Origin of the sequence: Telluria mixta (genome assembly GCF_029223865.1) — a bacterium.
Taxonomy (GTDB): domain Bacteria; phylum Pseudomonadota; class Gammaproteobacteria; order Burkholderiales; family Burkholderiaceae_D; genus Telluria; species Telluria mixta.
The window spans coordinates 4,901,260-4,923,579 of record NZ_CP119520.1 but is presented as its reverse complement, the minus strand read 5'-3'; the positions used below and the strand labels follow the sequence as shown (position 1 = coordinate 4,923,579).

Genomic DNA, 22,320 nt, shown 5'->3' with positions numbered 1-22,320 from the left:
CTCAACCCTCCCCTACCAGCCGGCGGTATGCCGTCGTCAGCGTGCGAGGCAGGAAGGTCGCACGCACGTCGATCGGCGCGACGTGACGCGCGGCACCCGCCATGTAGAAGACGAGCAGCGCCAGTTCCGAAGCGACCGATGTGACCGCGGCGCCGGTCACGCCATAGCGTCCTGCCAGCACGACCAGCAACACCACGCTCAACAGCGCCGCCTGGCCCATGTAGCGCACCTTGCGCCGGATATGCTCTTTGGAGAACAGTACCGCGCCGTAGCCGTGCTGGACGAAACGGATCGGCACCGCAAGCGCCAGGATGCGGACGACTGGCACCGCGTCGCGGTAGTGTTCACCGAACAGCAGCGGCACGACGACCGGCGCCGTCCACCACATCAGCGCCCCCAGCACGATACCCAGCCCGAAATGGGCCGCCACGCCGAGGTGGAAGACCGCCACGAACTTTTCCCGGTCGTGCGACCACCAGCGGAAGAGTTTGCCTACCAGGAATTTCCCGTAGATCACGCTGGGCAGCATGGCCAGGGAATTGAACAACAGGAATCCGATGTTGTAGTAGGCACTCGCAGCCGCCCCGATGAGGGGGTTGAGCAGCGCAAGGATGCCCGTGGAATAGACGAGATAAAACAGCGTCACCAGCGAGAAGGGCCACGCTGCCTTGAAGCACGCCGACACGGCCGGTTCGCCAGTTGCGTCGTCGCGTCTCCGGGCCCGGCCCGCACCCGGGATCCGGACACCACCGTCGGTGACCGCCTGGATCGAGCCGCTCGACAGCGCTGCGACCACCAGCGCGGCAAAGCCATAGGCCATCATGGCGGTTTGGTCCGACAAGCCTGACGACACGACAAGCATGGCCAGCACGGCGGCCGAACGCAATGCCTGCGGCGCGGCTTGCCAGACGCCCAGGGCGTTGTAGCGCTCCTCGAGTTGCAGCCGCACCGCGCGGGTCTCGGCCAGAGACTGACCGGCGAGCATCATGCACGCGCACGCGAGCACGACCGGGCTGGCAATGCCCGCGAGCATGCCATATCCCACCAGCACGGCGGACGAGATCGAGAACGCACCCAGGCTGGCCATCCTGGAGCCGGGTCCCCACCGCACCGCGGCTTCGCCTTCCCTGCCATACAGTTCTAGCCAGAACCAACCGATGCACATGCTCGCGACAGGCGTCACCATCGTCACCGCCGCCGTGATGGCGACCACGCGGCCGTAATCGTCCACTGCCAGGTTTCGCGTCAACAGCAGATGCGTCAGAAACGCGATCAGCGCGTTGCCGGCGGTACCGATGAGCAAGATAACGATTCGCATGAAGTCGCAGTCCTGTTAGCCGTTCAGACGACACACGATGCGGCGTGCGTCCCGGTTCCCTGCGACGTGATCCGGTACGCCGCGAGATTCGCGCCCAGCATGCGCTGCGCCGAGAACCTTTCGTTGGCGACGTCACGCCCGCGCTCACCGAGCCGTCTCGCCAGCCCTGGCTCGACCAGTACCTGCCGGATCGCCGCCGCATATCCTGCCGCGTCGTCCGCACGCACCAGGTAGCCGGTACCGTCCTGATCGACGATTTCCCGTGTCCCGGAAATGTCCGATGCAACCACCGGCAGTCCCATATGCATCGCCTCGATCACCGTGATGGGATGGCCTTCCCAGCGCGACGGCAGCAGCAGCAGCGTGCAGGTCGCCGCGATCCGCAGCGCGTCCGCGCGATGCTGCTGGCCGTGGAAGACGAACTGGCCCGACATGCCCTCCGTGCGCACCCTGTCGCGCAGCACGGGTTCCAGCTCGCCGCCCCCGATCACGTGAATCGGCGGCGCCAGTGGCCGGAGTGCCGCAGCAATATCGACGAGAATCAAGGGGTTCTTCTGGTGCGTCAGCCTGCCGATGAACGCGATCCCCGGTCCGGTTGAACCGGGGGCGCCGGCAGGAAAATCCTGTGAAAGCACGGCGTTGTGGATGACGCCCGTGCTGGCGAGATCCGCCACCAGTCGCTGCGAGCGTGCGATATGCGCGTCGCCATCCGACACGAAATTGGTCCAGTCGGCCGCGCCGATCGCAAACTTCTCAGCGATCCGGGCAAGCTGATAGGCACCGATCTTCTTGGTCAGAAAATGGAAACCGTGCACGGTGTAGACAAAACGGGGCCGATGCGCCCTGCCCAGCAACTTCATGGCGAGTGCGACCGGGAGGCCCGCACGGTTGCCGTGCGCGTGCACGACCGCCGGTCCGCGCTGGCGGATGAATGCCGCCAGCGCGCGGCAATTGGCGATCGCGCCGCCACGCGAGGAAAAGTCCATCCCGTGCGCGTCGATGCCATGCCTGCCCGCTTCACGAAGCAGGTAGCTGCCACGCTGCGACACGATGACAGGCCGATGGCCGGCATCGTGCAGCAGGATGGCGAGGGTCAGCACCGCCGTGGTGCCTCCGCCCGGATCGCCGTTGCCGATTATTTGAACAATTTCTTTTGTCATGTATTTGCTGTGCAGCGCCCGATGCCAACACCAGAAGAGTTATGTCCGGGTGAGCTCAGAACGCCTTGGGGTCGCCCTTGAGCAGCATGAGCGCCGTTCTGAACACGATGGTGACGTCGAGCCAAAGATGCCATGAGCGCAGGTAAATCAAGTCATATTCGATACGCTTGCTCATCGAATGCAGATCGTCGCCGCCGCGGTAACCGTTCACCTGCGCCAGGCCCGTGATACCGGGCTTGACCTTATGGCGCACCATGTACCCCGAAATTTGCTTGCGGTAGTTTTCGTTGACGGCGACGGCATGGGACGCGGCCCCACAAGGCTCATCGAACCCATGAGTACATTGATCAACTGCGGCAGTTCGTCCAGCGACGTCTTGCGGAGAATCTTTCCAACGGCGGTGATACGGTCGTCATCCTGCGTAGCCTGCTTGTAGACTGCGTCGCCATCCTCCATCACCTTCATGGACCGGAACTTCCACACGACGATCTCTTCCCCGTTGAGACCATAGCGGCGTTGCTTGAAGAAGGCAGGCCCCGCGGACGTTGCCCGGATCAATACGGCGATCAGCAGCATGAGCGGCGCGATGACCGGCAGCGCGAGCAGGCAGACCAACAGGTCGAAACAACGTTTTTGCAGGCCGTAGGAGCCGACGAACGGCGTGTCACAGATCGCGATCACCGGCAGGCCCGCCGCATTCTCGACCTTTGCCTGGATGAGGTCTGCGATGAACATATCGGGAACGAACTTGACCGTCGCCGTCGTATCGCGCAAGCCATCCAGCAATTTCATGATGCGGGGCTGCGATGCCATCGGCAACGCGACATACACCATGTCGATGCGCTCGCGCTTGACGAATTCCGGCGCGGTGTCGATGACCCCGAGCAGTTCGCCGTCGCCGGCACCGCTGCGCGTGGCGGGCCGATCGTCGAAGTAGCCGACGAAGGACTGGCCCGGAATGCTCTTCGACTGCAGGCGGTGCGCCAGATGCTTGCCGACCTCGCTCGCACCGATCACGACGGCCGTCTGAGTCGCTGCAAAAAGGTTCAGGCGCCTTTTCAAGGGCGCGCCCAACGTATGCATGGCAATGATCGAAACCGGCACCAGCATTGCCCAAAGCTTGACGACTTCCATGTTGAAGCCGGCGGAAAAATGTCCCACGAGGTCAAAGATAAACAGGCAGGCCAGCACCTTTATCCAGCTGAACAGTACTGCAGACGCGTATTTGCGCAGCGACGTACCGACTGGCGTGCTCGGAAAAAAAATCAGCGCAGCAACGAATGCGAACACCTCGTCCTGCTTTGTGATGGTGTCGTCAACCCAGAACGCGAGTGCAAGATACGCGACGGCCGCGAAGAGCGGATCCAGGATGCGCCTGACGATATTGGTTGCTGAAGGAAACACATGAGCGATCTCATGCTCCACGTCGGCCAAATTTTCGATATTTATGCGCACGATTATCCTTCTACGAAAATATTGATCCAAAAAGCATAACGATCTGCGAGTATCACGAGGTCCGCAGACTACTTGCACGCACCTCAGTCAGAGGTTGCAAAGCCCATAACAAAAAACAAAGAAGAAGTTCTGAAAGAAAACTATTCCGCTCTGCAGCAATAATGCTGAAGTAGGAATGTTCTTACAAGCGAAATATTTACACCTCACAAAAAACAACATATTTGTCAAATTTTTGGGAAGAAAACGCGAAAAACCAAGAAACATTGACAGAAACATTTCTTATGTGTATTTACATTTACACAAATACGTCAATTAATTTGCCGCATAGAAACTATTGGTGTAGCATAGCGATGTGAATGAAAGGCAAACCCGGAGCAATCCGGCGACGCAAAACTACAGGGGCTTGTACCGACAAGTCAGCCAGTTGCCTGCTCCGGATTTTGTGGAGCAGGCCTTGTCCCGCAGCGTGAGCAGCGGATTTGATAAGGCAATTTATGAAAATGACCTTCTATATGGGCGCGCTGCGCCTGCTTTTCCCGTCGCTGGCGACAGCGTTTCTGCACGCATTCAAGAGATTTCCCAGCGTCGTGCTCAGCCTTGTCCTTGCGCTGAGCGTTCCGGCAGCACATGCACAAAAAGGCATCAACGGCAACGAGTTGTTCCGACTTTCACCGGCCGAACTGACGTCGACCATCGATGGGTACAAGAACCTGGGCGTCAAATGGGTGCGGTTCGATTTCGATTGGAGCGTCATGCAGCCGACTCCGACGACGTACAACCTGGCCGATCACGACCGGGTCGTGGCAGCGCTCGCGAAAGCGCAGATCAAGATCCTTGGCCTGATCGCGTACACGCCCGGCTGGGCCAACGGCGGACAGGCAAGCAAGTTTTTCCCACCAACGAATCCGCAGACGTTCGCCAATTTTGCGGCGTTCCTGACCACGCGTTATGGCAACGCCGGTGTCGCCGCGTGGGAGATCTGGAATGAGCCCAACCTCGTGCAATTCTGGAATCCAGGCGCCGATCCGGCGGGCTATGCCCAGTTGCTCAAGCAGACCTATGGCGCGATCAAGAAGCAGAATCCCAGGACACTCGTCGTAAGCGGGGGCCTCGGCCAGCCGTCGACCAGCGGCGGCAACATGGAAGCGCGCCTCTTCCTGCAACTGCTGTACGGCAGCGGCGCTGCCCCCTACTTCGACGCCGTCGGAAATCATCCGTACACTGCCCCGCAACTTCCGCTTGATTCCAGTTCCAACAACTGGGCACAGATGTTCAGCACGTCGACGAGTTTCCGGTCGATCATGAGCCAATACGGCGACGACAAAAAGAAGATCTGGATCACCGAGTACGGCGCACCGACCTCGGGCACCAATGTGTGGGGAACCACGGTGTCGGAAGACCGCCAGGCCAGCATGGTGACGCAAACGCTGTCGCTGGCCGCCTCCTATACGTGGACCGGCCCGACGTTCTGGTACAACTACAAGGATTTCTGCGCGCCCGGCTCGTCCGACAGCGAATGCTATTACGGGATGGTACGTAGTGACGGCTCGCCGAAGCCGGCATTCAACGCCTATCGGAACGCAAAGTAACGTAACGTCGACGTGACCGGCCTATAAGGACCTCTCGCCTATGGTGACGTGCTGTGGCATCGTCACAGCCGTCAGTGACGGTCGGTCGTTTCGCGAACCCGACGATAAAAACAGAAGGCCATTGATCATTCGGGTCGAATGATCAATGGCCAACATGTTTTACTTTAAAATCACCTACTTACAACACTCCGGTCACTCCCACTCGATCGTCGCCGGCGGTTTCCCCGAAATGTCATACACGACGCGGTTGATGCCGCGCACTTCGTTGATGATGCGATTGGAGACCTTGCCCATCAACTCATGCGGCAGATGCGCCCACTGCGCCGTCATGAAGTCCAGCGTCTGCACCGCACGCAGCGCCACGACGTATTCATAGGTACGGCCGTCACCCATCACACCCACCGATTTCACCGGCAGGAACACGGCAAATGCCTGCGAGGTCGCCTCGTACCAGTTGGTCGGCGCCTTGCCGGCGTCGATGCCCGGCACGTGCGGCACTTCGAATGGCGTGTTGCGCAGTTCTTCGATGAAGATCGCGTCCGCTTCGCGCAGCAGGTCGGCGTATTCGCGCTTCACTTCGCCGAGGATGCGCACGCCGAGGCCCGGGCCCGGGAACGGGTGGCGGTAGACCATGTCGTGCGGCAGGCCCAGGGCGACGCCCAGCTTGCGCACTTCGTCCTTGAACAGTTCGCGCAGCGGCTCCAGCAGCTTCAGGTTCAGCGTTTCCGGCAGGCCGCCCACGTTGTGGTGGCTCTTGATCGTCTGGCCCTTCTTGCCCTTGCCGGCCGATTCGATCACGTCCGGGTAGATCGTGCCCTGCGCCAGCCAGCGGGCCGCCGTCAGCTGCTTGGCCTGCTCCTGGAACACTTCCACGAATTCGCGGCCGATGATCTTGCGCTTCTGCTCCGGGTCATTGACGCCGGCGAGGTGGCCCATGAACTGGTCGGAGGCGTCGATGCGCAGCACCTTCACGCCGAGGTTCTTCGAGAACATGTCCATGACCATCTTGCCCTCGTCCTTGCGGAGCAGGCCGTGGTCGACGAAGACGCAGGTCAGCTGGTCGCCGATGGCGCGGTGGATCAGGGCTGCGGCCACGCTCGAGTCGACGCCGCCCGACAGGCCCAGGATCACTTCATCGCTGCCGACTTGCGCACGGATCTTGTCGACGGCCTCGCTGATGTAGTCCGGCATGTTCCAGTCGCTCTTGCAGCCGCAGATCTCGTGCACGAAGCGGCCGATGATGGCTTCGCCCTGCGTCGTGTGCGTCACTTCCGGGTGGAATTGCAGCGCGTAGAAGCCGCGCTCTTCGTCGGCCATGGCGGCGATCGGGCAGCTCGGCGTCGAGCCCATCAGCTTGAAGCCCTGCGGCATGTCGAGGACCTTGTCGCCGTGGCTCATCCAGACCTTCAGCATGCCGTGGCCTTCGTCCGTGACGAAGTCGTTGATGCCGTTCAGCAGTTTCGTATGGCCGCGGGCGCGCACCTCGGCGTAGCCGAATTCGCGGACTTTACCGTTCTCGACCTTGCCGCCCAGTTGCGCGGCCATCGTCTGCATGCCGTAGCAGATGCCCAGTACGGGCACGCCCAGTTCGAACACGGCCTGCGGGGCGCGCGGCGAATCGCCTTCCAGCGTGGAGTTGTGGCTGCCGGACAGGATCACGCCCGAGGCGCCGTAGTTGCGGACGAACTCGTCGCCGATGTCGTAGGGATAGACCTCGGAAAAAACGCCGGCGTCGCGCACGCGGCGGGCGATCAGCTGGGTAACCTGGGAACCGAAGTCGAGGATGAGGATTTTGGAATGCATGTTTATTTTGATAGTCAATGCAAAAACGCGGCCCGCAGGCCGCGTTGAAGGGGATCTTATTCCGTACGGTAGTTCGGCGCTTCCTTGGTGATCTGCACGTCGTGCACGTGCGATTCACGCATGCCGGCCGACGTGATCTCGACGAACTCCGCCTTCTCGCGCAGTTCTTCGATGGTCGCGCAACCGCAGTAGCCCATCGACTGGCGCACGCCGCCGACCAGCTGGTAGATGATCGCCAGCACGCTGCCCTTGTAGGCGACGCGGCCTTCGATGCCTTCCGGGACGAACTTGTCGGCCTTGGCGGACGCTTCCTGGAAGTAGCGGTCGGCGGAACCTTCAGCCATCGCGCCCAGCGAACCCATGCCGCGATAGCCCTTGTAGCTGCGGCCCTGGTACAGGATCACTTCGCCCGGCGCTTCTTCCGTGCCGGCGAACATGGAGCCCATCATGACGGTGTGCGCACCGGCTGCCAGTGCCTTCGAGATGTCGCCCGAGTAGCGGATGCCGCCGTCGGCGATGCACGGCACGCCCGTGCCTGCCAGCGCTTCGGCGACGTTCGAGATCGCGGTGATCTGCGGCACGCCCACGCCGGCCACGATACGCGTCGTGCAGATGGAGCCCGGGCCGATGCCGACCTTCACCGCATCGGCGCCCGCTTCCACCAGCGCGCGTGCGGCGGCGGCGGTTGCGATGTTGCCGCCGATGACGTCCACGTGCGGGTACGTGTCCTTGATCCATTTCACGCGGTCGAGGATGCCTTGCGAGTGGCCGTGCGCCGTGTCGACCACCAGCACGTCGACGCCGGCTTTCACCAGCAGCTCCACGCGTTCCTTGTCCTTGTCGCCCACGCCGACGGCCGCGCCCACGATCAGCTTGCCCTGCGCATCTTTCGATGCATTCGGGTGTTCGTGCGACTTCAGGATGTCCTTCACGGTGATGAGGCCGCGCAGTTCGAACTCGTCGTTGACGACCAGCACGCGCTCCAGGCGGAACTTGTTCATCAGGCGCTTGGCCTCTTCCGTGCCGGCGTCTTCCTTGACGTACACGAGCTTGTCGCGCGGGGTCATCTTGGCGCGCGCCTCGGCGTCCAGGTCCTCTTCGAAACGCAGGTCACGGTTCGTGATGATGCCGACCACCTGCTTGCCCTCCACCACCGGGAACCCGCTGATGCCGTGCTGCTGGGCCAGGGCCAGGACTTCGCGGATCTTCATCGTCGGCGGAATCGTGATCGGGTCGCGCAGCACGCCGGCTTCGAAACGCTTCACACGCGCGACTTCGCGCGCCTGGTCGGCCGGACGGAGGTTCTTGTGGATGATGCCGATACCACCTTCCTGGGCCATCGCGATCGCGAGGCGGGCTTCGGTCACGGTGTCCATGGCGGCGGACAGCAGCGGAATGTTCAGCGAGATATTCCGGGTCAGCTTGGTGCGCAGGGACGTGTTGGCCGGGAGGACGTTGGAATAAGCCGGGACGAGCAGCACGTCATCGAACGTGAGTGCTTTCTGGAGGAGACGCATAGTTTATTTCCTATAGGCGCAAAAGCGAATTATACAGAAACTCCAGGAAAACGTCGCAAGCCTGGCAAAAAACGACTGAAATCACCCGCATCCGGCGATTGACAGTGGCTGCCCGGCATGGCGAAATCGGACCATGAACCGTTATTCTCTCCTGCTGCTTGCAGCCTGCGCCGTATCCGCGCCCGCCCTTGCCCAATACTCGTGGATCGACGACCACGGCACCCGCGTATTTTCCGACCACCCGCCGCCGCCCGGCACGCCACACGCGCGCATTGTGAAGACGCCGCGGTCGGCGGCGGCCGCAGAGCCAGCTGCAACGGCCGAGCCTGCGAAGCCCGCGGCCCCCACCCTGGCCGACCGCGACGCCGACTTCCGCAAGCGCGCAGCCGAGCGCGATGCGGACGAGCGCAAGGCGGCCGAGGAAGCGCAGCGCAAGGCGGATAACGCCGCGCAATGCGCCGCGGCACGTCGCAGCGAGGCGGTGCTCACGTCGGGCGTGCGCATCGCGGATATGGATGACAAGGGGAGCGCGTCTTCGTCACGGACGACGAGAAGGCGCGCCGGCTGGCACAGGTCCGGCGCGTGCTGGCCGGGTGCCGCTGAAGAGGTTACGCGTGGGCACAGGTGCCCACGGCCTTCAAGCCGAGGCCTGCTTCTTGGCCGCGCGCTTGCGCCGCGAATCCTTCGGATCGGCCACGAGCGGGCGATAGATTTCCACGCGGTCGCGGTCGCGCAGCGCGGTCTCGAGCGTCTTTTTCTTGCCGTAGATGCCGACAGGCTGCGTCACCAGGTTAATGTCCGGGAAGCTGGCCAGTACGCCGCTCTGCTCGATGGCCTGCCCGACCGTCGTGCCGGGCGCGACGCGCAGCGGGCGGATGAACTCGTTCTGCGGCAGCGCGTACGTCACGTAGACTTGTAATTCCGCCTGCTCAGCCATAGACCACCTCGGCGCGCTTGCAGAACGAATCGACCATCGTGTTGGCGATCATGCCGAACACGGGTCCGACGAGCTGCTCGAGGATAATGCTCGAGAACTCGTACTGCATGTCGAAGTCGATCTTGCAGGCGTCGGCGCGCAGGGACTTGAAGCTCCACGTCGCCTCCAGCATCTTGAAGGGACCGTCGACGAGATGCATCTTCATCTGGGTCGGACGCTGGTTGTGGTTGGACGTGGTGAAGCTCTGCTTGACGCCGTGGAAGTTGATTTGCAGGCAGGCTACCAGCTTGTCGTCGCTGCGTTCGAGCACTTTCACGCCGCTGCACCAAGGAAGGAATTTCGGATAGTCCTCGACTTTCGCGACCAGATCGAACATCTGTTCCGAGCTGTACCCGAGGAAAACTGATTTGTGCACTACTGCCATTGGTCAACCGTTTGTTATGATGTTGGTTAGTTTGCATTTTAACCGACGCGCGGAATTTAGCGATTTCATGAGTATTATTGACAATAAAAAAGCCTTTTTCGACTACTTCATCGAGGACCGCTACGAGGCGGGCCTCGTGCTGGAAGGTTGGGAAGTGAAGGCGATCCGCGACGGCCGCGTGCAGATCAAGGAAGCGTACGTCGTCGTGCGCAACGGCGAACTGTACCTGTTCGGCGCCCACATCAGCGCCCTCACGACCGCCTCCGCCTGGAGCCATCCGGAAGCCCTGCGCACCCGCAAGCTGCTGCTGCACAAGGCCGAGATCGACAAGCTGGTCGGCAAGGTCGAGCGTTCCGGCTACACCCTCGTTCCCCTCAACCTGCACTTCAAGGGCGGCCGCGTGAAATGCGAAGTCGGCCTCGCCAAGGGCAAGAAACAGCACGACAAGCGCGATACCGAGAGGGACCGCGACGCCAAGCGTGAGGTCGACAAGGCGATGAAGCAGCATCGCCGGTAGCACTGGCTTATTGTCAGCGGCTCACCGTTTCGTATTGCCCGCGACGGTCAAACCACGGCAGCGCTGAACGACTCCGGCCGACGTGCAAGCAGCTGAGACAGCCGTTGCAGACCCGCCTGCAGGCGCCCGCGGTCCTTGACGCTTCCCAACGAGATCCGGATTGCGTTCACGGATCCGCTGCCGGTTGCAAATGCCTCCGCCGGCGTGACTGCGATGCCCTCGCTGTCGGCTGCACGCGCAAGCTGCGACGGGTTCCAGTACGCCGGCAACTCGAGCCATACATGCAGGCCGTCTCCGGCGCCGCTGTACCGCCCCGCCAGGATATCCCGGGCCATCCGGTGGCGCAGGCGCGCCTCTTTGCGTACGCCTTCCATCAATGCGTCAGCCGAACCGTCGAGGATCCACTGCGTGGCCAGGGCGGCCGTCAGCGGCGCGACCATCAGCGCAAATGATCTCAGCGCGGCCAGGAAACGTTCGCGTTCGTCCGGGTCGCGTATCAGCACGAAGGCGACACGCAAGCCGGGCGTCAGGCATTTCGACAGGGTCGAAATATAGACCACCTGTTCCGGGGCAAAAGTGGCAATGGGCGGCGGCGGCGCATCGGCAAGGCGCCAGTAGGGGTCGTCCTCGACGATGCGGACATTGCAGCGCTGTGCGATGCCGGCGAGCTCCTTGCGCCGGCGTTCCGGAATGGTGATCGCGGTCGGGTTCTGCAATGTCGGATTGAGGTAGACCAGCGCAGGCTTGTGCCGGCGGCACGCTTCCTCGAACATTGCCGGCACCATCCCGTGCATGTCCGCTTCCACCGCAACGATCTGCCGGCCGAACTGGGTCGCTGCGGTCAGCAAGCCGGGATAACCCGTCGGCTCTGCCAGGATGGTATCGCCAGGCGCCGTCAGCGCCAGGATCGACGCGGCGATCGCCGCCTGCGCACCCGGACAGACGACAACCTGTCGGGCATCCGGATGTCCGAACATCGGTTCGAGCCATTGGGCGCCAGCCTTGCGGTCGGAGTCGCTTCCCCCGCCCAGGTGGTACGTCATCAGCGATGCATTGTCTGCCCTCATCAGTACCTGGGACAAACCTTGTTTCAACATGTCGTCGAAGTCCACGCCATCCGGAGGTGGCGGGGTGTTCATGCTCAGGTCGAGGATAGCCGTCAATTCGACTTTCGGCGCCGCGACATATGTGCCTCGGGCGCCGCGGCCTTCCAGCAGGTTGCGGCGCCTGGCTTCGTCGTATGCGCGCGTGACCGTCGTCAGGTCGACGTCCAGCTGTGCTGCCAACCGGCGCTGCGGAGGCAGGCGGTCGCCCGGCTTCAGCGATCCGTCCACGACCGCCGCCTGCAACGCATCCGCGATCTGCAGGAAACGTGGCCCGCCGTGCACGGCCAATCGCGGCAACCAGATGAGCGAATCGTCATCTTGTATGGCATTCAACTGGGACATTTTGTCTCAATGTATGGAAATTGCTTCTAAGTAGAATGCCTTAGAACCTGCCGCAACACCATAAGTAATAGCTTGGAAATACACAAAATGATGGAATGGATCCCTGTAGTCTTTGTTGCGTTCAAGGCGCTCGTGTTATGCACGGGCATGTTCTTCGCCATCAAGTGGCATTACGATCAAGGGAAGAAGGGAAAGGAAAACGAGAGGCGCGCGGTGCTGCGCGCAAGTGGCAAGGTGGCCGCCGTCTTCGTGGTAACGCTCGTGGGCCTGGCGCTCGTCACCTTCGTCCTTGCCAGAACGCTCGGTCTGGACTTGAACCTCCCATGATGGGGAGGAAAGCCTTCCCTAGTTTGGCGCTGTCTCCGGCATCGCCGACGAAGCGCAGGTCGATGACGCCGGCTGGCCGGCACGCGATGACCGTTGGACCGCGCCGGCGCTGATCCGTTCCAGGCTCGAACCGGGGTCAGAGCCCTAAGGAAGAACCGGGCTCTGCCCCCTGGCCATCGCATTGCCCAGCTGGCACGCACAGAAGCTGGCCACGAGGCCCACCGCCACGCCGCACGCGAGCTTGAAGGCGCTGTCGAACAGCAGCGGCGCGACGAGGCCGGAGACCAGTGCGAACGACATCATCTGGATGAACGCGAGCATCGACGACGCGAGGCCGCGGTTGTCGGGGAACAGGCCGAGCGCGCTCACCTGGATCGCGGGCATCGCGACGGCAAGGCCGAACGTGTAGACCATCAGCGGCAGCACGGCCCACGGGATCGTCACCGCATTCCCGGCGGCCGCCGTGTAGCCGACGTTCAGCACGCACGCGAGCAGCATCGTGGAAAAGCCGATGGCACGCATGCGTGGCGCCGGGATGCGCGCGGCGCGCTTGCCGCCCCACGCGGAGCCGATCACCATGCCGCTGATCAGCGGGATGAACATCCACGCGAATGCCGTTTCGGGCAGATGCAGGATCTCCATCACGAAGTTCGCGGCCGAGCCGATATACAGCGACAGCCCGCCGAACGCGAGCCCCACCGACAGCGACAGCAGCACGAATTGCGGATGCCCCAGCACCTTCAGGTAGTTGCGCGCGATGGCCACGCCGTGGAACGCGTGGCGTTTGTCGCGCGGGAGGCTTTCCGGCAGCAGCTTCCAGGTCGCGAGCAGCATCACGGTACCGAACAGCGCGAGGAACACGAACGTCGCGCGCCAGCCGAACGTCACGTGCAGCCAGCCGCCCAGCACCGGCGCGATGGCGGGTGCGAGGCCGAACACCATCATGATGTGCGACATGATGCGCTGGGCGTCGGCGCCCGTGAAGCGGTCCTGCACGATGGCCTGGCCGATCACGGAACCGGCGCCGGCCGACATGCCCTGCAGCGCGCGGAACAGCAGCAGCCACCCGAACGTGGGCGCGAGTGCCGCGCCGGCGGAGGCCAGCGTGTAGATCGTCAGTGCGACCATGATCACGGGGCGGCGGCCGAACGAATCGGACAGCGTCCCGTAGAACAGCATCATGAACGCGAACATGAAGAGGAATACCGACAGCGTCTGCTGCACGGCGACGGGACCGACCTCGAAGGCCCGGCCGATGGCGGGAATCGACGGCAGGTAGGTGTCGATGGCGAGGGCGCCGACCATGCCGAGACAGGCGAGGATGACGGTGAGGAGTCTTTGCATATGCATGCCTTGATCAAAACATCGGCACTGCACGATGCGAGCGTCCGAAGGACGAAATTGTAGCGGGATTTACCTGGACCGTGCAGGCGCGCCGCCGTTCACGAGGCGGCGCGCCGGGACACCGAGGGCACGCAGGCGCAGCCAGTGCCGCCTGCGCGCACGCGATCGGAAAATTAGTCCGGGCGATACAGCGACATGCCGAAGCGCTCCGTGCGCGGCATCCAGTTGCCCTGGTAGTCGGCGGAGACGAGCACGCGTTCCGCGCGGCCCACGAGCAGCTTGCGCGGCACGAGGCCGATCACGCGCGAATCGGCGCTGTTGTCGCGGTTATCACCCAGCATCAGGTATTCGCCCTGCGGCACCGTGACGGGGCCGAAGGTGCGCGGCGCCATCACGTCAGGCATGATCTGGATATGGCGCGGCCCGCGCGCGGCCTTGTCGTCCCACGTCTCGGCCAGTTGCAGCGCGCGCGTCGCCGTGCCGCCGATGGAGTCGAGCGAATGTTCCACGACGCGGTAATCGGCGCCCTGCCCGTTGATGTACAGGCGTTCGTTGCGCATCTCGACGACGTCGCCCGGCAGCGCGACGACGCGCTTGATCAGCAGGGTATTGTCGCGCGGGGAGCGGAACGTGACGATGTCGCCGCGCTGCGGCTCGCCCAGGTGCGCGAGCACGACGTTCGTCAGCGGCACCTTGAGGTCGAACGCGAGGCGGTTCACGAGCACGACGTCGCCTTCCAGCAGGTTCGGGTGCATCGACGCGGAGGGGATCGGGTTCCAGTCCGCGACCGCCGTGCGGAACACGCCGAACAGGACGAGAAACGCCAGAAAGCCTTTGTTGTTGCGCGCCCAGTTCTTCATTCAGGTCTCCCGCTTGTAGTCATGTTCTTGTCGCTCTGCCGATGTTATACGCGCGCTGACTTAACCGAGAATTAAGGCACGTATGCGTACGCGTGTGAGCCAGTTGCCGACGTCGTCGGTCGTGGCGTTGGTCGTCGAATCGGGATGGCCATCGTCGCACGCGCCGGCGCGGCCGTCACCTCGCCGGATCGACAGGTCGCGCCGGCCTGAACGCGTACCAGGCTCCAACCAGCACGGGCAGCGCCAGCGCGGCCGCGGCGATCACGTCCCACACGCCATCTTCCAGCAGGCCCGCGACGAGGCCGAACACGGTCACGGCGCCCAGCAGCAGCGGCATGCCCCACAGGTGGCGGAACGAAGCTGTCATCGGATCTCTCCTTCACGTACCAGCGCCGGCGCGACGTCCGCCTGCGCGCGTGCGGGCCGCGCCACCGTACGCCTGCGCCGCAGCCACAGATACAAGCCGCTGCCCAGCACGACGATCGTCGCCACGTCCAGCAGGGCCCACACGAGTTTCATGCCGGCGCCGCCGTAGTCGCCGAAGTGCAGCGGCTGCGACAGCAACAGCGTCTTGAGGTACCACGGCAGGTCGCGGCGGTCCGTCACGGCGGCCGTCTGCGCGTCGACCAGCACCGGCTGATACAGGCGCGACGTGAGCGGCGCGTCGCCGTGCATGTACACGCCGTAGTGATGCGGGCTCGCGAACGGCGTGCCGGGGAACGCGATGAAGCCGACGCGCATGCCGGGCGCCGCGGCTTCCGCATGGCGCACCGTCGCTTCCATCGACGCCAGCGTGACGGGCGCGGCCTGGCCCGCGTAAGGCTTCGTCATCTCGGCGATCTCCGTGGCCTGCCAGACCTTCAGCAGCACGTCGGCCAGGGTGTTGACGACACCGGTCGCGCCCACGACGAGCGCCCACGCGAGCGTGACGATGCCCAGCAGGTTATGCAGGTCGAGCCATTTCAGGCGCGCCGTGCGGCCCTGGCGCACCGTCCCGAATTCCAGCTTGCGCATGAACGGCGCGTACAGCACGACGCCGGAAACGATCGCCACCAGCAGCAGCAACCCCATGGAACCGAGGAACAGCTTGCCCCCTGTACCGGCAAACAGGTCGACGTGCAAATGAAAAAGGAATTGCATGACGCCGCCGCCTTCGATCGGCGGCTCGCCCACGAACTGCGCGGTGCGCGCGTCGATGGCGATGCTCTTGAAATCCGGGTCGGTCGCATGCGTGCCCATCGTCAGGAACCACAGCGAAGGCTCGTCCGGTTCCTGCGACATGTACATCATGACCTTGTCCGGATAGCGCGCCTGGCCGGCGGCGATCACGCGGTCGAGGCTGGCCGGCGCCTGCGGGGCGGACAATTGCGGCGCCTCGATGTCGTTGCCGAGCAGGTGGCCGATCTCGTGGTGATAGATCAGCGGCAGGCCGGTCAGGCACAGCAGGAGCATGAAGACGGTGCTAATGAGGCTGCTCCAGGTATGGATCCAGGACCAGCGGCGGAGGTGTGCGGGAGACATGGGAGGGATTGTTGCGGCCGAGCCTAGATAATAATAGTTCTCATTTACGAACGCAAGAACGCTCCGTATAATGAGAATTATTCTCATTAATCAAACAACATTCCCATGAAGTCCGCACCGTTTCCCCACACCATCCTCACGCCGATCGCCGTCGGCGCCCTCCTCCTCGCCGCCTCCGCCTCGGCGCAGACGACCGACGACGGCATCGCCACCGTCGTCGTCACCGCGTCCGCCGACGCATCCGCGCAGGGCCTGCCGTCCGCCTATGCGGGCGGCCAGGTGGCGCGCGGGGGGCGACTCGGCCTGCTGGGGAACGTGGACATCATGGACGCGCCGTTCAACGCCACCAATTACACGCACGCGCTGATCCAGGACCAGCAGGCCAGGAGCGTCGCGGACGTCGTGCAGAACGACCCGTCCGTGCGCGTGGCGCGCGGCTTCGGCAACTACCAGGAGCTGTACGTGATCCGCGGCTTCGCGGTGAACTCGGACGACCTCGCGTATAACGGTTTATACGGTTTGCTCCCGCGCCAGTTCGTGGCGAGCGAACTGCTGGAACGCGTGGAAGTGCTGCGCGGCGCGAACAGCTTCATCAACGGCGCCGCACCGGGCGGCGGCGGCATCGGCGGCATGATCAACCTGCTGCCCAAGCGCGCACCGAACGGGGCCCTGAACGAAGTGACGGTGGGCGTCGAATCGGGCGGCCAGGCCTATGCCGCGGCCGACGTGGCGCGCCGCTTCGGCGCGAACAACCGCGCCGGCATCCGCGTGAACGCCGTCCGGCGCGACGGCGACACGGCCGTCGACCGCGAACAGCGCGAGCTGTCCGTGTTCTCCGTCGGCCTGGACTACCGCGGCGACAACTACCGCGTGTCGGCCGACGTAGGCTACCAGGATCATCAGCTGCGCAATGGCCGCCCCAGCGTGACCGTCGGTTCGGGCCTCGCGATCCCGGCCGCACCGGAAGCCGACAGCAATTTCGCCCAGCCGTGGACGCATTCGAACGAGCGCGACACGTTCGGCACCCTGCGCGGCGAAGTCGACCTGGCGCCGCACGTCGTCGCCTGGGCGGCGGCCGGCGCACGTGAAGGCCGCGAATCGAACGTGATCTCGTCGCCGACGACGACCGACAACAACGGCGGCACCGTGATGACGCGCTTCGACAACGAGCGCAAGGACAACGTGCGTACCGGCGAGATCGGCGTGCGCGGCGACTTCGCGACCGGCGCCGTGAAACACACGGTCAGCGCCACCGCATCGGCATTCGAATCGAAGTCGGACAATGCGTACGCGTTCGGCGACTTCGCCGGCTGGACCTCGAACCTGGTCCGTCCCGTCGACGTCGCGGCGCCGGTGGCCAACGCCTTCACCGGCGGCTCGCTCGCCAACCCGCTGCTGACGGCAAAGAGCATCCTGTCCAGCTATGCGGTGGCGGACACGCTGTCCTTCCTCGACGACACCGTGCGCGTGACCGCCGGCGTGCGCCACCAGCGCATCAAGTCATACGGCTACGACTACAACACGGGTGCCCAGAACAGCGCATATGACCAGAGCGCCAATACGCCGGTCGCGGGCATCGTCTACAAGCCTTTGAAGAACGTGTCGATCTACGCGAACTACATCGAGGCGCTGCAGCAGGGACCGACGGCGTCCGGCGTCGGCGTCATCAACCAGGGCCAGATCTTCGCGCCCTACACCTCGCGCCAGAAAGAAGTGGGCGTGAAGTACGACAGCGGCAAGCTGGGGATGAGCGCCGCGCTGTTCTCGACGGCGCAGCCGCTGGGCTACATCCAGAACGGCGTGTTCGGCGTGTTCGGCGAACAGCGCAACCAGGGCCTCGAATTGTCCGTGTTCGGCCTGCCGATGCACGGCCTGCGCGTGCTCGGCGGCCTCACCCTGCTCGACGCCGAACAGCGCCGCACGGCCGGCGGCATCAACGACGGCAAGGATGCGATCGGCGTGCCCGGCGCGCAGCTGAACCTCGGCGCCGACTGGGACGTGCCGCAGGTGGCCGGCCTGTCGCTGAACGCCCGTGCCGTCACCACGTCGCACCAGTACGCGGATGCGGCCAATACGCAGAAGCTGCCGTCGTGGACGCGCCTCGACCTGGGCGCCACGTATGCGACGCGCGTGCTCGACCGCGACGTGACCGTGCGGGCGCGCGTGGACAATGCGTTCGGGCGGAATTACTGGGCGTCGGCGGGCGGTTATCCGGGCTACGGCTACCTGGTGCTCGGCGCCCCGCGCACGTTCACCGTGTCGGCGACGGTCGACTTCTAAGCCAGACCGATGTGGATGGCCATGCCCACCCACACGGCGAACGCCGCCGCCGCGAGGCAGGCGGCGTACGCCACCAGGGCGCGCCCGCGCTCCGCTTCCCCGCGGCTGCGCACGAGGTAATACGGAATCGTGGCGACCGTGAACGCGACGACCGCCACGCTGAGCCAGCGCGACCTGCGGAACCCGCGCGCATCGCTGTCGCCGCGGTACCACAGGAAGCCCAGGTAGCTGACGACGACGCCGACGACGAAATGCAGCTGCGCGGCGGCGTCGGCGTGGCCGGCATCGAGCAGGCCGGTGCCGGCCATCAGCACCATGATCCACAACACGACACGCTGGTGACTCATCGCGGCTCCTCATGCGCCGCGGGAGACTCCCTCGCCGGCGCGGTTAGACGACGTCCAACAGCTTAGGGAACCGCGTGAAGTTGCCGTTGATCATCATCACACGGACGGCTTCTGCGACTTCACGATCGTCAGCGCCGACGCGATCAGGCCGCTCATGTCGCCCATGTCGGCCGGGACGATGACCGAGTTGTTGGTCTTCGCCAGGTTGCCGAAGGCGTGCACGTACTCTTCGGCCACGCGCAGGTTGACGGCATCGATGCCGCCCGGCGAGCGGATCGCCTCGCCCACCTGGCGCAATGCGCTGGCGCTGGCTTCCGCCAGCGCGATGATGGCCGCAGCCTCGCCCTGCGCACGGTTGATGGCGGCCTGCTTCTCGCCTTCCGAACGGGCGATGGCCGCCTCGCGCTCGCCGCTCGCGATGTTGATGGCTTCCTGGCGCCGGCCCTCCGACGCGGCGATCAGCGCGCGCTTTTCGCGCTCCGCCGTGATCTGGCGCTGCATCGCGTGCAGGATCTCGGCCGGCGGCGTCAGGTCCTTGATCTCGTAGCGCAGCACCTTGACGCCCCAGTTGGCGGCCGATTCGTCGATCGCGTTGACGATCGTCGTGTTGATGTGGTCGCGCTCCTCGAACGTCTTGTCCAGTTCCATGCGGCCGATCACGGAGCGCAGGGTCGTCTGCGCCAGCTGCGTGATGGCCTGGATGTAGTTGGACGCGCCGTACGACGCGCGCATCGCGTCCGTCACCTGGAAATACAGGATGCCGTCGACCTGCAGCTGCGTGTTGTCCTTCGTGATGCAGACCTGCGGCGGCACATCGAGCGGGATCTCCTTCAGGCTGTGCTTGTACGCGATGCGGTCGACGAACGGCACGACGATGTTCAGGCCCGGCGCCAGCGTGGCGTGGTACTTGCCGAGCCGTTCCACCACCCACGCGTGCTGCTGGGGCACGACGTTGATGGTCTTGAAGACGAACACGATGGCGACGATGAAGATCACCAGCGCGACGGTTCCGAACGTGAATTCCATGGGTGTCCTTCCTTGATGAGGTAATGGTCAGGCAAGCAGTTCGTAGGCGACGCCCCCGAGTCCCGCCGACAGGACGAGGACGAGGCAGAAGCCGGCCAGGCGCAGCAGCGCGCGGCCCTTCTGCCCGGCCGGACGACTGCGCACGAGGTAGTACGGCACGGCGAGGATCGCGAACATCACGATCCCCACGTTGAGCAGGGCCGTGCGGCGGTATTGGTGGGCGTCGCTGTCGAGGCGGTACCAGCAAAAGCTCAGGAAGCTGAACAGCACCGTCGACAGGACGGCCCAGCCGTTCGACTGGACGCCCAGCGCCATCTCGCGCGCGTCGACGACGCCGAACACGAGCGTCAGCGCCACCAGCAGGGTCAGCACATGCCGCTTGTTCATGGATTGCCTACCACGAGCCGGCTGCCGTGCACCTCGACGATGCGGAACTCGCCCGCATGCGGCGCGACGCCCTGTCCGAGCTCCACGTCCCACAGCGCGCCGCGGTACATCACGCGCGCGCGGCCGTTGTCCCAGGCGGGCACCGTCACGCGCTGGCCGATGTCCAGGTTGACGTTGCGGTCGCGCTGCGCGTCCGACCTGGCCGGATGGCCGAAGCGCGAGCGGTGCAGCAGCCCCGTCGCGAGCACGCCCACGATGGCGGCGGCGATCGCCTGCGCCGGGGTTCCCGCACCGGCCAGCGCGACAATGCCGCCGACCGCGAGCCCGACGGCGATCATCAGGAGGTAAAACGTCCCGGTGAACAGCTCCAGGATCACGAGCACGCCGGCCGCTACCAGCCAGCCCATCCAGTCAGCCATGGTTTCCTCCGTGGTCGGATCGAAAGATAAAAAACCCCCGCCGCCCGCTTTGGGTGACGAGGGTCGCATGGGGAGCGGGTCCAATGAGCGGGTCCAATGAGCGCCAGTCTAGCGCGTCTGTGCGCGGAGTCAACGGCCGGCTGCCGGCTTGACGAGGATCGAGTCGGGCGGCGCGGCGCAGGCGCGGGTGCAGCGCTGGTAGGCGGCGTCGCATTTGCCCGCGTAGTCGATCCGGCGCGTTTGCGTGCCGGCATTGTCCATCGCCCGGGTCGCCTGCGCCGGCACCTGCTCCTGGGCCGCGCGCGCCATCGGATTGCGCTCGGTCCTGCCGAGCGGCAACTCACCATCTTCCGCGGCCAGTTCCCGCGCGTTCGCCCGGCATTCGCGTTTGTCGGCGGCGCACAGCGACTTGCACAGGCCCGCGTCGGCGGCATGGCCTGCTCCGCTCCAGAGTACACCCATCACGACAGCCAACCAGGTCAAACGTTTCATACCTCTCCTCGACAAAAACTTTTGCCAAAGTGTAACGTTTTTCCGTGACAAGTCAACAACTTGTTGCTTCAGGCCCAACATCGTTCCCGCGTTGATGCACATCGCGTTGCGCGCCCGCTGTCGGGGAAGATCAATTGCCACCTGGAAATAAGCTCCAATAATGCGATGCATCGTTCTCTGGAGATCCGCCATGTTCCGACGCCTGCTCGCCGCCTTCCGCACCCGTACGACTGCCGCCCCGACACCCGATATTGACGACGCCATCACGGCTTACGACGAACACGGCCGCCAGGTGGTAATGCCGCGCGAGGAATGGCGCGACAAGGTGCTGCATCCGCAACTCAAGCAGCACTGGGACACGCCGGACGCGCTGTACGGCACCATCCTCACTGCGCTGTCCGACGGGTTCGCGCCCGAGTTGATGACGGCGGCCGCCCGCCTCGTCGAGATCGACGGGCTCCCCGAACGCAGCCATGTCACCCACGGCATCGTCCTGCTTGAAAGCGGGCGGCACGACGAGGCCGAGGCCGTGCTGCAGGCAGGCATCCGGACCTGCGGCGAAACGGCCGCGCTGCTCACCAACCTGGCGAAGGTGAAGCACGACCGGGAGGATGCGGCGGGCGCGTCCGATCTGCTGCGGCGCGCCATCCGGCTCGATCCGAACTTCGAACACGGGTTGAACGGCTGGCTGGCCGTCGAGCGCGCGCGCGGCGGGGAATCCGGGTTCCTGGAGGCGCTCCAGGAAGCGTGCGCCCTGCCGGGCAGCTGGCGCGCGCGGCTCCTGCTGGCCCGCCATCATCTCGCCGCCGGCGACCTGCCGGCCGCGCGCGAACAGTACACGGCCGTGCTGGCCGGGGAAGACGTGGACGGCGGCGCGCTGATGACGATGGCGGCCGACCTGGGCCAGTATGGCCACACGGGCCTGATCGTCACGCTTGTCGGCCCCGTCTACGAACCTGGCCGGCACGGCCCGCAGGCCGCGTTCCACCTGCTGCGCGCCTGCCTGGAAACGGAACGCGTGGCCGAAGGCGAGGCGTTGCTGGGGCGGCTGCGTGCCGTCGCGCAGCCGCCGTTCGCGCGGCATCTGGACGAATTCCAGCGCGCGTTCGATCACCTTCATCGGTCGGAAGTGCACGCGTAAAAAAAAAC

The 22,320-nt window shown here is 64.5% G+C and carries 21 protein-coding genes, 2 pseudogenes and 1 riboswitch; of the genes and pseudogenes, 6 read left to right on the top strand and 17 right to left on the bottom strand.

The annotated features are described in order from the left end of the window. Position 1: 1 nt before the first annotated feature. The 3 genes and pseudogenes from P0M04_RS21945 to P0M04_RS21930 form a co-directional block, all read right to left on the bottom strand. Entirely contained in the window at positions 2–1,318 is a 1,317-nt protein-coding gene (locus P0M04_RS21945; RefSeq protein WP_259447011.1) for a lipopolysaccharide biosynthesis protein, read from the bottom strand. Between the two features lie 23 nt (positions 1,319–1,341). Then, positions 1,342–2,478: a glycosyltransferase gene (locus P0M04_RS21940; RefSeq protein WP_259447012.1), complete on the bottom strand. Its 1,137-nt coding sequence runs from the start codon at positions 2,476–2,478 to the stop codon at positions 1,342–1,344. Between the two features lie 55 nt (positions 2,479–2,533). Further along, a pseudogene (locus tag P0M04_RS21930) lies at positions 2,534–3,768 on the bottom strand (undecaprenyl-phosphate glucose phosphotransferase). 517 nt (positions 3,769–4,285) lie between these two features. Continuing rightward, a riboswitch (cyclic di-GMP riboswitch) is annotated at positions 4,286–4,365 on the top strand. A gap of 62 nt (positions 4,366–4,427) precedes the next feature. Here P0M04_RS21930 and P0M04_RS21925 point away from each other — a divergent pair. Next, the gene (locus P0M04_RS21925) at positions 4,428–5,522 is read left to right on the top strand and encodes a cellulase family glycosylhydrolase (protein WP_259447014.1); all 1,095 of its coding nucleotides are present in this window, start codon (positions 4,428–4,430) and stop codon (positions 5,520–5,522) included. A 192-nt stretch (positions 5,523–5,714) separates the two neighbouring features. Here P0M04_RS21925 and guaA read toward each other — a convergent pair whose 3' ends face one another. Both guaA and guaB read right to left on the bottom strand, forming a co-directional pair. Further along, the gene (gene guaA, locus P0M04_RS21920) at positions 5,715–7,325 is read right to left on the bottom strand and encodes a glutamine-hydrolyzing GMP synthase (RefSeq protein WP_259447015.1); all 1,611 of its coding nucleotides are present in this window, start codon (positions 7,323–7,325) and stop codon (positions 5,715–5,717) included. Between the two features lie 56 nt (positions 7,326–7,381). Then, positions 7,382–8,842, bottom strand: a complete 1,461-nt coding sequence (guaB, locus tag P0M04_RS21915; RefSeq protein WP_259447016.1) for an IMP dehydrogenase — start codon at positions 8,840–8,842, stop codon at positions 7,382–7,384. Positions 8,843–8,975: 133 nt separating this feature from the next. Here guaB and P0M04_RS32920 point away from each other — a divergent pair. Then, positions 8,976–9,101, top strand: a pseudogene (locus P0M04_RS32920) (DUF4124 domain-containing protein); the annotation flags it as partial. A 378-nt stretch (positions 9,102–9,479) separates the two neighbouring features. Here the strand turns inward: P0M04_RS32920 and P0M04_RS21910 are convergent. After that, complete coding sequence (locus P0M04_RS21910) at positions 9,480–9,779, bottom strand: RnfH family protein (protein ID WP_259447018.1); 300 nt, start codon at positions 9,777–9,779, stop codon at positions 9,480–9,482. Continuing rightward, positions 9,772–10,203, bottom strand: coding sequence for a type II toxin-antitoxin system RatA family toxin (locus tag P0M04_RS21905; protein ID WP_259447019.1), 432 nt, complete (start codon positions 10,201–10,203; stop codon positions 9,772–9,774). The genes P0M04_RS21910 and P0M04_RS21905 overlap by 8 nt, the downstream gene beginning before the upstream one ends. Positions 10,204–10,270: 67 nt before the next feature. On the opposite strand from P0M04_RS21905, the gene smpB reads away from it, so the two are divergent. After that, entirely contained in the window at positions 10,271–10,720 is a 450-nt protein-coding gene (smpB, locus tag P0M04_RS21900) for an SsrA-binding protein SmpB (protein ID WP_056435493.1), read from the top strand. A gap of 47 nt (positions 10,721–10,767) precedes the next feature. Here smpB and P0M04_RS21895 read toward each other — a convergent pair whose 3' ends face one another. Then, entirely contained in the window at positions 10,768–12,168 is a 1,401-nt protein-coding gene (locus tag P0M04_RS21895) for an aminotransferase-like domain-containing protein (protein ID WP_259447020.1), read from the bottom strand. 87 nt (positions 12,169–12,255) lie between these two features. Here P0M04_RS21895 and P0M04_RS21890 point away from each other — a divergent pair, with 87 nt between their 5' ends. After that, positions 12,256–12,495 (top strand): hypothetical protein, encoded by a 240-nt coding sequence (locus tag P0M04_RS21890; protein ID WP_259447021.1) that lies wholly within the window; start codon positions 12,256–12,258, stop codon positions 12,493–12,495. A gap of 144 nt (positions 12,496–12,639) precedes the next feature. Here P0M04_RS21890 and P0M04_RS21885 read toward each other — a convergent pair whose 3' ends face one another. The 4 genes from P0M04_RS21885 to P0M04_RS21870 form a co-directional block, all read right to left on the bottom strand. Further along, positions 12,640–13,839 carry a multidrug effflux MFS transporter gene (locus P0M04_RS21885; RefSeq protein WP_259447022.1) on the bottom strand — a complete coding sequence of 400 codons (1,200 nt, stop codon included), beginning with the start codon at positions 13,837–13,839 and terminating at the stop codon, positions 12,640–12,642. A 173-nt stretch (positions 13,840–14,012) separates the two neighbouring features. After that, positions 14,013–14,699, bottom strand: coding sequence for a signal peptidase I (gene lepB / locus P0M04_RS21880; protein ID WP_259447023.1), 687 nt, complete (start codon positions 14,697–14,699; stop codon positions 14,013–14,015). Positions 14,700–14,874: 175 nt separating this feature from the next. After that, entirely contained in the window at positions 14,875–15,066 is a 192-nt protein-coding gene (locus P0M04_RS21875; protein ID WP_259447024.1) for a hypothetical protein, read from the bottom strand. After that, a complete protein-coding gene (locus P0M04_RS21870; protein WP_259447025.1) occupies positions 15,063–16,220 on the bottom strand; it encodes a PepSY-associated TM helix domain-containing protein in 1,158 nt (385 codons plus the stop codon). The genes P0M04_RS21875 and P0M04_RS21870 overlap by 4 nt, the downstream gene beginning before the upstream one ends. A 105-nt stretch (positions 16,221–16,325) precedes the next feature. Here P0M04_RS21870 and P0M04_RS21865 point away from each other — a divergent pair, with 105 nt between their 5' ends. Further along, positions 16,326–18,500, top strand: a complete 2,175-nt coding sequence (locus tag P0M04_RS21865; RefSeq protein ID WP_259447026.1) for a TonB-dependent receptor — start codon at positions 16,326–16,328, stop codon at positions 18,498–18,500. Here the strand turns inward: P0M04_RS21865 and P0M04_RS21860 are convergent. The 5 genes from P0M04_RS21860 to P0M04_RS21840 form a co-directional block, all read right to left on the bottom strand. Further along, positions 18,497–18,847 carry a hypothetical protein gene (locus P0M04_RS21860; protein ID WP_259447027.1) on the bottom strand — a complete coding sequence of 117 codons (351 nt, stop codon included), beginning with the start codon at positions 18,845–18,847 and terminating at the stop codon, positions 18,497–18,499. The genes P0M04_RS21865 and P0M04_RS21860 overlap by 4 nt on opposite strands. Positions 18,848–18,943: 96 nt before the next feature. After that, positions 18,944–19,873 (bottom strand): SPFH domain-containing protein, encoded by a 930-nt coding sequence (locus P0M04_RS21855; RefSeq protein ID WP_259447028.1) that lies wholly within the window; start codon positions 19,871–19,873, stop codon positions 18,944–18,946. A 27-nt stretch (positions 19,874–19,900) separates the two neighbouring features. Continuing rightward, a complete protein-coding gene (locus P0M04_RS21850; protein WP_259447029.1) occupies positions 19,901–20,260 on the bottom strand; it encodes a hypothetical protein in 360 nt (119 codons plus the stop codon). After that, positions 20,257–20,679 (bottom strand): NfeD family protein, encoded by a 423-nt coding sequence (locus P0M04_RS21845; RefSeq protein WP_259447030.1) that lies wholly within the window; start codon positions 20,677–20,679, stop codon positions 20,257–20,259. Before P0M04_RS21845 ends, P0M04_RS21850 begins: the two co-directional genes overlap by 4 nt. Before the next feature lie 129 nt (positions 20,680–20,808). After that, positions 20,809–21,171 (bottom strand): hypothetical protein, encoded by a 363-nt coding sequence (locus P0M04_RS21840; RefSeq protein ID WP_259447031.1) that lies wholly within the window; start codon positions 21,169–21,171, stop codon positions 20,809–20,811. Positions 21,172–21,361: 190 nt separating this feature from the next. On the opposite strand from P0M04_RS21840, the gene P0M04_RS21835 reads away from it, so the two are divergent. Further along, entirely contained in the window at positions 21,362–22,312 is a 951-nt protein-coding gene (locus tag P0M04_RS21835; protein WP_259447032.1) for a tetratricopeptide repeat protein, read from the top strand. Positions 22,313–22,320 lie beyond the last annotated feature (8 nt).